This window comes from Clostridium sp. CAG:221 (genome assembly GCA_000435835.1).
Lineage (GTDB): Bacteria > Bacillota > Clostridia > Clostridiales > Clostridiaceae > Clostridium.
Genome location: FR883376.1, coordinates 1 through 10,724 on the forward strand (window position 1 = coordinate 1; position 10,724 = coordinate 10,724).

At 28.4% G+C, this 10,724-nt stretch carries 11 protein-coding genes; 9 read left to right on the top strand and 2 right to left on the bottom strand.

Annotation, left to right across the window (positions count from 1 at the left end):
- Positions 1–234 precede the first annotated feature (234 nt).
- The 4 genes from spo0A (at position 235) to Q5O44_RS03140 (ending at position 4,696) form a co-directional block, all read left to right on the top strand.
- A complete protein-coding gene (spo0A, locus tag Q5O44_RS03125; RefSeq protein ID WP_022166932.1) occupies positions 235–1,041 on the top strand; it encodes a sporulation transcription factor Spo0A in 807 nt (268 codons plus the stop codon).
- A 481-nt stretch (positions 1,042–1,522) separates the two neighbouring features.
- Positions 1,523–3,226: a polymorphic toxin-type HINT domain-containing protein gene (locus Q5O44_RS03130; protein ID WP_022166933.1), complete on the top strand. Its 1,704-nt coding sequence runs from the start codon at positions 1,523–1,525 to the stop codon at positions 3,224–3,226.
- A 12-nt stretch (positions 3,227–3,238) separates the two neighbouring features.
- On the top strand, positions 3,239–3,661 hold the full coding sequence (locus Q5O44_RS03135) for an SMI1/KNR4 family protein (protein ID WP_022166934.1): 423 nt from the start codon (positions 3,239–3,241) through the stop codon (positions 3,659–3,661).
- Positions 3,662–4,093: 432 nt separating this feature from the next.
- A complete protein-coding gene (locus Q5O44_RS03140; RefSeq protein WP_022166935.1) occupies positions 4,094–4,696 on the top strand; it encodes a sugar O-acetyltransferase in 603 nt (200 codons plus the stop codon).
- A 60-nt stretch (positions 4,697–4,756) separates the two neighbouring features.
- Here the strand turns inward: Q5O44_RS03140 and brnQ are convergent, their stop codons facing one another.
- Positions 4,757–6,007, bottom strand: a complete 1,251-nt coding sequence (gene brnQ, locus Q5O44_RS03145) for a branched-chain amino acid transport system II carrier protein (RefSeq protein WP_022166936.1) — start codon at positions 6,005–6,007, stop codon at positions 4,757–4,759.
- Positions 6,008–6,193: 186 nt separating this feature from the next.
- Between brnQ and Q5O44_RS03150 the strand changes: the two genes are divergently transcribed.
- Positions 6,194–6,919 (top strand): Ltp family lipoprotein, encoded by a 726-nt coding sequence (locus tag Q5O44_RS03150; protein WP_022166937.1) that lies wholly within the window; start codon positions 6,194–6,196, stop codon positions 6,917–6,919.
- Between the two features lie 85 nt (positions 6,920–7,004).
- Here Q5O44_RS03150 and Q5O44_RS03155 read toward each other — a convergent pair whose 3' ends face one another.
- The gene (locus Q5O44_RS03155; RefSeq protein ID WP_022166938.1) at positions 7,005–7,328 is read right to left on the bottom strand and encodes a hypothetical protein; all 324 of its coding nucleotides are present in this window, start codon (positions 7,326–7,328) and stop codon (positions 7,005–7,007) included.
- A gap of 251 nt (positions 7,329–7,579) precedes the next feature.
- Here Q5O44_RS03155 and Q5O44_RS03160 point away from each other — a divergent pair, with 251 nt between their 5' ends.
- The 4 genes from Q5O44_RS03160 to Q5O44_RS03175 form a co-directional block, all read left to right on the top strand.
- Complete coding sequence (locus Q5O44_RS03160) at positions 7,580–8,242, top strand: HD domain-containing protein (RefSeq protein WP_022166939.1); 663 nt, start codon at positions 7,580–7,582, stop codon at positions 8,240–8,242.
- Between the two features lie 89 nt (positions 8,243–8,331).
- Complete coding sequence (gene spoIIM / locus Q5O44_RS03165; RefSeq protein ID WP_022166940.1) at positions 8,332–8,958, top strand: stage II sporulation protein M; 627 nt, start codon at positions 8,332–8,334, stop codon at positions 8,956–8,958.
- 65 nt (positions 8,959–9,023) lie between these two features.
- Positions 9,024–9,902, top strand: a complete 879-nt coding sequence (locus tag Q5O44_RS03170) for a tyrosine-type recombinase/integrase (RefSeq protein WP_022166941.1) — start codon at positions 9,024–9,026, stop codon at positions 9,900–9,902.
- Positions 9,903–10,054: 152 nt separating this feature from the next.
- Positions 10,055–10,724: thymidine phosphorylase (locus tag Q5O44_RS03175; RefSeq protein ID WP_302637247.1), on the top strand; the 670-nt coding region annotated here is incomplete at its 3' end.

Here is a 10,724-nt window from a genome sequence, read left to right on the forward strand (position 1 = left end):
AATACTTAAAATTAAATTCCCGAAGGGAGCGTGGCGAAAGCCACTTTTTTAATAAAATAACAAAAATATTTCAAAATAATGTAAAAAAACTGTTATATTTATTTTTTTTATGGTATAATATACTCAATTAAATTAAAAAGTAGAAAAACAATTAATATTTAGTTTTAAAGTTTAAAATTATCTAATAAATAATTTTACAAATGACACTAAAAATAAGTAGAAAGGGAGAGAAAGATGGAAGGAAATAAGATTTCAGTTTTAATTGCAGACGATAATAAAGAGTTTTGCAGTATATTAAATGATTATTTATTAAATCAAAGAGATATAGTTGTTACAGGAATAGCAAAGGATGGAAAAGAGGCTCTAACATTAATTGAGGAAAAACAACCTGATTTAGTTATTCTTGATATAATTATGCCTCATTTAGACGGATTAGGAGTTTTAGAAAGATTACAATCAATGAATCTTGAAAAATTCCCTAGAATTGTAGTTTTATCAGCAGTAGGTCAAGATATGATCACTCAAAGAGCAATTACATTAGGAGCAGATTACTATGTAGTAAAACCATTTGACATGGACATATTTACTAAGAGAATTAGAGATATGTTCAATGATAACGTTCCTACTGAGCCAGTAAGAAGACCAGTAGCAGTAACTGCAGTAGAAACTCCAGTTCAAAAAGGACCTGTAGATTTAGAAACAGAAATTACAAACATAATTCATGAGATAGGTGTTCCAGCACATATCAAAGGGTATATGTATTTAAGAGAAGCTATAACAATGGTTGTTAATGATATGGAACTTCTTTCAGCTGTAACAAAGGAATTATATCCTTCAATAGCTAAGAAGTACAACACAACAGCTTCAAGAGTAGAAAGAGCTATTAGACATGCTATTGAAGTTGCTTGGGGAAGAGGTCAAATAGAAGCAATCAACAAGCTATTTGGCTATACAATTCACAATGATAAAGGCAAGCCAACAAATTCAGAATTTATTGCAATCATTGCTGACAAGTTAAGACTTAAAAACAAAGTTAGCTAAAAGCTAGTGATAGAGCCGTTTCTGTAAAAGATTAAGCCAATAAACTATGTAAAAATAGTTTTGGAAATGGTGAGCTCATAGTGATAAATATATAAAATAAGTTAATTAAGAACACCTTTTATTTATTTGATTTAAAAATCAGTAAGTAGGAGGTGTTTTTTTAGTTCCGAAAAATCAAAAACAATAAATAAAATAATAGGTATTGGTAAAGAAATATCCATAGCAACCAACAGTATATATGATTTATTAGATAATAAACTATATAGCTTATAAGTAAGGGAAGATGATATCTGTTTGAGAGAGGTATATTAGTGACAGGTAATCTTCTAGAAAGAGACTGTAGATATATCATAGAAATTAACTGTAATTTTGTATCTAAAATTAGAAATAAGTAAGAAATATTAATAAAATATCTAATATTTGTAATAAAATGCAATATAATATTACTAATATAAATGGGTAAAAGAAAGTAGAGGATATGTTGAGAGAGTTAAGGGTAGATTATGGACAAGCTTCTATTGTAAAAAGTAACATGAGTATGTCACTAAGCTATTTAGAAGATGAAATATCAAAGATAAATAGTGCTATAAATGACATTGAGTCACTAAATAGAAGTTATGGAAAAACAAGTACCATATTAAATGAATTATATGATCAAAAGAAAAAGGCACAGCAATCATATGATGAAATGCAAGAGTTTAATGAAAAGTTCAGTAAGTTTATTAGTAATGTAAAAACAACTGATACGGAACTTGCTAAAAAGTTTACTTCTGATGTAAAAACATATTGTAAGAAAAATAATATTGAAATAACATCAGAACTTGATGCATTTTTAGATAAAGTACAAGTAGCGTTAGATTTAGCAGGATGGCTTCCTATTGTAGGTGATGTGGCAGATGGAATTAATGCAGAAATTTCTTTATGTAGAGGAAATTATCTTGAAGCATTAATATGTGTAGTTGCCATGTTACCTTTTGGAGATATGTTAAAATCATTAAAATATGCAGATGAGGCAAAAGGAATTCTTAAATATGGTGATGAATTCTTAAAAGGAGTTAAAACTGTTGCAAAAGAAGGCTCAGAAAAGCTAAGTAAGCAAATGAGTAAGGTAATTAAAAGTGGCAAACTTGATAATGTTATTGCTTCTATGGATGCAGGGAAACATTACATAGTAAAAATGAGAGATGGAACAGTAACTGCCATAGAAAAAACAGGTTTGCCAGAAAAGATAAGAGTGTGTTTAGGTAATGGTTGTTTTATTGCAGGAACATTAGTTACTACAAACTCAGGGTTAAAACCTATTGAAGAAATAAAAATAGGTGACTATGTACTGTCTAGAAATGAAGAAACTGGAGAAGATTCATATAAGAAAGTAACAGATACCTTAGTTAGAAGTACTCAAGAAATATGTACAATAGAACTAGAAACTGGTAAAATTAAGTCAACTACAGGGCACCTTTTCATGGTTAAAGATAAGTGGTGGAAAGCAGCAGTTGAGTTAGTGGCAGGAGATATACTGCTAACTTCTGATGGAAAAGAACAAGTTGTAAAATCTATAAAAGTAGAAGAAAAGGGTTATCCAGTTACTACTTATAATTTAAGCGTTGAAGATAATCATACTTTCTTTGTAGGTACTGAGAAAGTATTAACTCATAATACCACAAATATACTTAAGCAGTGTAATTTTGATAAGGAAGGTATAGACGAGGTTACAAAAAGTATTATAAATGACATAAGAAAACCTAGTTCCAAATTATCAGGTAAAAAAGTAGACTTAAAATGGCTAAGTGATAAATATAAGGCAGTAGAAATTGAAGGAACTGTAAAGATTAAGGGAGAAGTAAGAGATATTTCAAGGCGTGTGTATCAGACAAAAATAGATTGGGATTATATACCTAAGGACTCTTTGGCTAAAGGGCTAACAAATAAAGAGTTAGCGTTAAAAGGTAAGTCTCCATATACAGTTGATAAAAATGGCATTGAAGCAAAGATAGAGTTACATCATTTAACCCAAGTAGAGGTTGGAAGTATGGTAGAAATAGTTGCAACTACACATGATGAGTACACTAAAATTCTACATGGTTTAGTAGAAATAGGAGGAAGCTTTAGAAATAATATTACTTTAGATAAACAATATTCAAATTTTTTAAAGAAATATTGGAGATGGAGAGCTAAAAATTTATAAGAGGTGAATTAAATGAATAATAAAATTATTGATATGATAAAGCGATATGGAGAAGAAAATGATTTTTATGGAAAAATAAGTGAAGATGATATTAAATTGGTTGAGAAGAGTCTTGGTATAATATTTCCAGAAAGCTATAAATGGTTTATACTTAATTATGGTTCAGGAGGTATATGTGGAGTTGAAATTTTAGGGATAGAAAATAAAGAAGATTCATCTGTAATCCATGTAACAGAAAGGTATAGAAAGTTGGGATTAGAGAATGGATGTATAGTAATTGAAGATTTAGGAGAATTTATAATTTGTATTGATACAAATGATGGAGATAAGATAATTAGATGGGATAGAGTAAATAAAAATAAAGAATACAGATATGATGATTTTTATGAATATTTAATAGATACGTTTCAAGAAGCAATAGATAATTGGGATTAAAGCTAGATGCAAAAATCTCTTAAATTTAAAAGCAATTTCTAGTTGAGAAAATTAAAAAATGCTTAATGGGGTACGTTTCAAGAAGTCTTAACTAAGTTATGTGAGAGGTTTCAGACATCAAGGTGAAATGTCAAAAATAAAAAAGTAAAGGAGAAATTATAAAGAGAAGAATTAAAAATCCAAAAACATTTTGATTATTTCAAGTGTTTTTGGATTTTTTTATGATACTAATACACTTAAATAATATACTCGTAAATGCTAAATAAAATGAATAAAATATAAAAATTCACCGTACATAAATTAAAGAATCAATATATAATGTAAAATTTGTTTTAATTTTACTGTTTTTTGTGTACAATTAATATAAGAATTGATGAACAATGGTATTATTATATAAGTTAATTGATCAAATAATGAAAGGATAAAATTCAAATGACAGTTTTAGAAATAATGAAAATGAATAAAGAATATTGTTTAAGATATGATGAAATACCTAATGAATTGCAGATAAAAGCTAAAACACTTTGTTGGGAATATAACCAGAGTTCTCCTATGGAGGATGAGAAAAGAAAAGAAATCTTAGAAAAATTACTGGGAACATATCACCCTTTAACTTTTATTGAACCATCTTTCCGTTGTGATTATGGATTTAATATACATACACATGGATTAACTTTTATCAATTATAATTGTGTTATATTAGATACATCTCCAGTTAATATTGGGGCCAATGTGTTTATTGCACCAGGTGTATGTATTGCTTGTGCTGGTCATCCAATTGATGTAGCACAAAGAAATGAAGGAATATGTACATCTAAAGCAATTACCATTGGTGATGATGTATGGATAGGAGCAAATTCTACAGTTTGTGGAGGAGTTACAATTGGAAAGGGAAGCGTTATCGGAGCTGGTAGTGTAGTAACTAAAGATATTCCTGAAGGAGTAGTAGCAGTAGGTAATCCATGCCGTGTATTACGTAAGGTTACAGAAGCAGATAGAGTTGAGTTAAGTGCTACATATAGCAAAACTATATAAAGAGATATTAGATAAAAAGAAAGGAGCTGGCACCAAAGTGCTAGCTCCTTGTTGTTTTTTTTATTTATTTTCATTTTTAAATATTAACTGACCTATGATCATTGCTAAAGCAGTTGGTAAAAGCCATCCAAATCCTATAGATGCTAGTGGTAAGAAGTTTAAGTTTAATCCTGGTATTAATAATAGTATAGAAAAGACTAAAGAAGTATATACTCCTAATCTACCAGCTTTTATCTTAATGTGCTTATGTAGTAAAGCGAAAACTATTATAGTAATAGAAACAGGATATAAAAGATTTAATATAGGTGATGAGAAAACTACAATATTATCAACACCAAGTAAAGCAACTGCAAAGCTTACTATAGATATTGCTAAAACATTAAACTTGTAAGATAATTTACCTTTAGTAATTGTTTCAAAATAGTCTGCTCCAGCAGTTATTAAACCTATAGAAGTTGTTAAACAAGCAAGTGCCATTGCTACTCCTATAAGAATTGGACCAGCACTTCCAAGGACATTTTTAGCAATTAAAACTAAAAGAGAAGTTTTATTTATGTCACCAGATACAAGTCCAGATGTTTGAGCACCAATATATGTAATTCCTCCGTATACAAAGGCAAGACCAATAACAGCAACTAAACTACCTATAAAAAGTACTTTAGACATTTCTTTGCCTTTATATCCTTTATTTTTAATGGATGAAGTTATTATAGCAGCAAAAAGTAAAGCTGCAAGAGCATCCATAGTTTGATAACCTTCTAAAAGTGAATAAGCAAATACCCCTGTATCATTATTTGGTAAAATAGCACCAATTGGCATAAATATACCTTTAATAATAAGTACTACTAAAATAATTATTAAAGCAGGTGTTAAGAACTTACCTATAGTGTCAATAATTGATGATCTTTTTAATACTAAGACAATATTAATTATAAAGTAAGCTAAAATCACTAACCATGCTGGAATTGCAGGGAAAAATGGATTTATAGCTACTTCAAAAGTAGTTGCTGCGGTTCTTGGAACTGCAAGTAATGGTCCAATAGATAAAAATAAAACTGAAGTAAAAATTATAGCAAATTTCTTACTTATCTTTTCAGCAATACCTTCAAATGTTCCATCTCCTTTTGAACAAGCAAGTATAGCTAAAAGAGGTAAACCAACGCCTGTAATTATGAAACCAAGCATACCAATAAAATATTGTGAGCCAAGTTGATATCCAAGATGACCAGGGAAAATTAAATTACCTGCGCCAAAAAACATTGAGAATAAAGCAAATCCAATTATAATTGCATCTTTTGTTGTTTTTTTCATTTTTGTAATCAATCCTTTGTTTTAATATAATTTTTTTAACATAACGTTTAAAGTATATCATTATTTTAAAAAAAGTCACAGGAATTTTATTGAAATAACTAATTATATTTTAGATATTAGTAAATATAATACTATTAGGTGAATATGTATTTTAAAGTCAATAAATTATAGAAGGATGGAATATGTGTGAAGAAGGTATTGCTTTGTTTATTAATTTCAACTATAGTTTTAACTGGATGTGCATCTTCAAGTAAAAATGATAAAGGAGAAACCAATAGTACATCTGAGAACAATGTTACAGAAAGCGTAGGAAATGAAAGTGATACAGCAAATTCTACTGATGCAAAAGATACTATAGAAAATAAAAAAATAGAATCTACTAACGAAGAGATAGAAAATACAGCAAGTGAAGAGAGCGATGTTAGTACTAGTTCACAATATAAGGTAGAAGAAAACATTCCTACAGAATATAAGAGTGCATTAAGAAAAGCAGAATCATATAGTGAGACTATGAATATGTCTAAAGCCGGAATATATGATCAGCTAACATCCGAATATGGTGAGAAGTTTACAGCTGAAGCTGCCCAATATGCTATAGACAATCTCCAAGCAGATTGGAATAAAAATGCCTTAGAAAAAGCAAAATTATATGCTGATACTATGAATATGTCTAAAGCTGGAGTATATGACCAATTAATATCTGAATATGGTGAGAAGTTTACATTAGAAGAAGCGCAATATGCTATAGATAATGTACAAGCAGATTGGAAAGAAAATGCATTAAAAACAGCAAAATCATATCAAGAAATTATGTCTATGTCTCCAGCTGCAATATATGACCAATTAATATCAGAATATGGAGAAAAGTTTACTGCAGAGGAAGCACAATATGCTATAGATAATTTGCAGTAGAATAGTAAACTGGCATTGAGAGTATCTCAATGCCAGTATTTAAAATTTAATCTTACTAAATAAACATTTTTATTAATAAAGCTTCTTACATTAAAGTAGGGCCATTATTAAGATTTGGTAATGCACTAATATCAAATTTTTCCTTATCATTACCACTTTGTTCTGGATTGGTAACTTTATGCATATTATTTGCTACCTCTACAGCATCACCTAAAAAAGTCTCTTTGTTAGTGATTACTTTAGAATTAGAATAATTTAAGATATCTTCATTAGACAACTGATCATTAAATTTCATTTCACCAATATCTTTATTAAGGCTTAACACCATTTCACCATCATTTGAATGAGAAATATTAGTTTTAAATTTATGGGATGATATACCTACAGGATTACCATTTTTATCATGCATTAAATTTACCTCCTTAATTTATATTTATCTTATTATTTGGAGAAAGAGAAAATTAATTCATAAACCTCTTCAATTATTAAATTATCAATATAACCCCATTAAAATTAAACGAAATGCTATTGTATCACTGTAGAAATAAGGCGCATTTTATTAAATTGTTAAAATAAACCTAGTTGTGAAGGAATTAATATTTTATTACATAAAAGTATAGACTATAGATATATATTTATTTACAAAGAAAGGATAATTATATGAAAAAAGAATTATTAGAAAAGATAATTGATCATTTATTAACAGATATAAAGCCATCAACATATATGAAATCAATAGAAGATGATTTATGGGGAACACCGCTGCAAATAATTAATGAACTTAAAACTGTGGAGCAATCACCTAAATATCATCCAGAAGGAAATGTATATAATCATGTAATGCTTGTAGTGGATAAAGCTGCACAGGTACGTAGTTTAGCCAATAGTAAAAAAGAATTTATGTTAGCAGCACTTTTACATGATGTTGGAAAGAAGGCGGCAACAAAAAAGAATAGTAAGGGAAACTACACATCATATAATCATGATAAAATTGGCGAAAAAATAGTTAATGATATGTTAACTCAATACGATATTAATAATATAGAACGTGAAAAAATAGTTAACTTAGTTAAATATCATATGCATCATTTGTACATATTAAAAAATTTATCTTACGGAAATACAGAAGAAATGATAAAAAATGTAGACTTAAATGACATGATTCTTTTATTTATCAGTGATAGATTAGGAAGAGGTCAAAAATGTAAAGATGACATTGAAAAGGAACTGTATGATGTAAAAACTATTATAGAGATACTAAAGAAAAAATATAATGTAGATATAGATGTTTTTGAAAAAGCATATAATTTAATAATTAGATAATCAAATGGCATTTACATATATTTAATTATGAATAACTTCATATACTGCCTCATAGTATATAGGGAAAGAAAAAAACTGGAGGTTTAATAATGAATGTTATTGATAAATTAAATAATAGTTATAGAGAAAATAGAATCTATTATTTTATGGTTTTAATTTTCTTTTGTGTTGGCATAGCATTAGGTGCATTTATGGTGAAATATATGAATGTTAATGATTCAACAGATCTGTCTAATTATTTTTCATCTTTTACAGAAAGCATACTGGTGAGCCAAGTAGAAAATACCAAATTATTCTTTAATATACTGATTAAAATATCAATTACAGTCGTAATAATAATTATATTAGGGTTTACTGTATTTGGTATACCATTTATTTTGCTAATTGACTTAATTAAGGGATTTACATTAGGCTATACATTTACTTTTTTATTAACGACTTTTAATGGTAAAGGAATTTGGTTGGCAATAGTATCAATTTTACCACAAAATATTTTTTATATTCCAAGTTTTATTGCATTAAGTATAATTTCTATTGAATTTTCTGCTACAAAACTTCGATATAAGTTCTTTAATAAAGGGACAATAAATACAATAGTAAAGAAGGAATTAATTTTTAAAATAGGGGTTTTGGTATGTACATTTATAATTGGTGTGTTTATTGAAAGCTATATATGTCCAAATTTAATGAAATTTATTGTTACTAAAATTACTTAGTAAATTTCTGCATTTCCAGAAATTTATGAGACCAAATAATAATTAAAGGTGAAATGGGGAGAGTTATGAAAGAAATAGTAAATGAATATAAAGAATATTTATTAAATAGTCACAAAAGTGAAAATACTGTTTATGCATATGTAACAGATGTAAATTTATATATAAAATACTTGAATTCAAAAGATATTTACTTAGATGAAACAGATAATCTAACAGTACTAGGATATATTCAATATCTATTGCAGGAAGGAAAGTCTGAACGTTCAATTAGCAGGATAGTAATAAGCTTGAGAAGTTTCTATAACTATCTTAAAGAGCATAAGATAATACGTGATATTCCGAAAATATACTATAAAAGCACAGATACGACTAAAAAGCTTCCAGAAATCCTTACTGTGGAAGAGGTAGATAAAATAATAAAAATAGTAGATAAAGATTGTAATAAAGGAATTAGAGATAATGCTTTACTAGAACTTATGTATGCAACTGGCATGAAGGTATCTGAAATCATATCATTACAAGTGGAAGATATTAATTTAGAGCTATCATATGTCAGATGTCATGATAATAAAAATTATGAAAGACTTATTCCTATTGGCAGAAGTGCTGAAGCTGCACTTAAAGAATATCTATCTATAAGAGATATGATTGCTGCAGCTGGTGTTCATAATTTATTTGTTAATTTGAATGGAAACAAATTAACAAGACAGGGAGTTTGGAGAATAGTTAAGGAATATTCTCATAAGGCAGGAATAAAGAAAGATGTAAATTTAAATACATTCAGACATTCTTTTGCTGTGCATCTATTACAAAATGGTGCAAATGTGAGAGCTGTACAAAAACTTCTTGGTAATCAAGTGTTGACTTATATGGACACATACTATGAAATTATCAATAATGATAAGATTAATGTGGTATATAAAAATTCACATCCAAGAGCTTAATAATTTTATAAAAAAGGTGAACATTTTTAAAGTTAGATGATATAATTTGTAGTATTAAATGTTAAAAGTATGTATAATTAGAATAGGTTAGCAAATGCTAATTTAGACAAAGCTTATTACAGAATGGGTAACGCATAAGGAGGAAAAGTAATATGAGGATGTATGACATTATAATGAAAAAGAGAAAAGGGTATGAATTATCTAAAGAAGAAATAGATTTTTTTGTTAATGGCTTTACTAAAGGTGAAATACCTGATTATCAGGTTTCTGCTTTGTTAATGACACTTTTCTTCAATGAAATGTCTAAAAGTGAGACAGCTAATTTGACAATGTCAATGGTTAATTCGGGAGATGTAATTGACTTATCGAAGATAAAAGGCGTTAAGGTTGATAAGCATTCCACAGGGGGAGTAGGAGACAAGACATCAATATGTTTAACTCCACTAGTGGCATCTCTTGGAATACCTGTAGCAAAAATGTCTGGAAGAGGGCTAGGACATACAGGTGGAACTATTGATAAGTTAGAAAGTTTTAATGGTTTTTCTGTGGAATTAACAGAAGATCAATTTATCAATAATGTAAATAATATTAATATTGCAATTATGGGACAAAGCGGTAATCTTGTACCAGCTGATAAAAAACTTTATGCTCTTAGAGATGTAACAGCTACTGTTGATAATACGGCTCTTATTGCTTCAAGTATCATGAGTAAGAAACTTGCATCTGGTGCAGACGCAATAGTACTAGATGTAAAAGTTGGAGATGGTGCTTTTATGAAAACAGCAGAAACAGCTGAGGAATTAGCAAGTGAAATGGTTAGTA

Coding starts and splice junctions, on each gene's coding strand:
- spo0A (WP_022166932.1), top strand. CDS start 235: ATGGAAGGAAATAAGATTTCAGTTTTAATTGCAGACGATAATAAAGAG.
- Q5O44_RS03135 (WP_022166934.1), top strand. CDS start 3,239: ATGAATAATAAAATTATTGATATGATAAAGCGATATGGAGAAGAAAAT.
- Q5O44_RS03140 (WP_022166935.1), top strand. CDS start 4,094: ATGACAGTTTTAGAAATAATGAAAATGAATAAAGAATATTGTTTAAGA.
- brnQ (WP_022166936.1), bottom strand. CDS start 6,007: ATGAAAAAAACAACAAAAGATGCAATTATAATTGGATTTGCTTTATTC.
- Q5O44_RS03155 (WP_022166938.1), bottom strand. CDS start 7,328: ATGCATGATAAAAATGGTAATCCTGTAGGTATATCATCCCATAAATTT.
- Q5O44_RS03160 (WP_022166939.1), top strand. CDS start 7,580: ATGAAAAAAGAATTATTAGAAAAGATAATTGATCATTTATTAACAGAT.
- spoIIM (WP_022166940.1), top strand. CDS start 8,332: ATGAATGTTATTGATAAATTAAATAATAGTTATAGAGAAAATAGAATC.
- Q5O44_RS03170 (WP_022166941.1), top strand. CDS start 9,024: ATGAAAGAAATAGTAAATGAATATAAAGAATATTTATTAAATAGTCAC.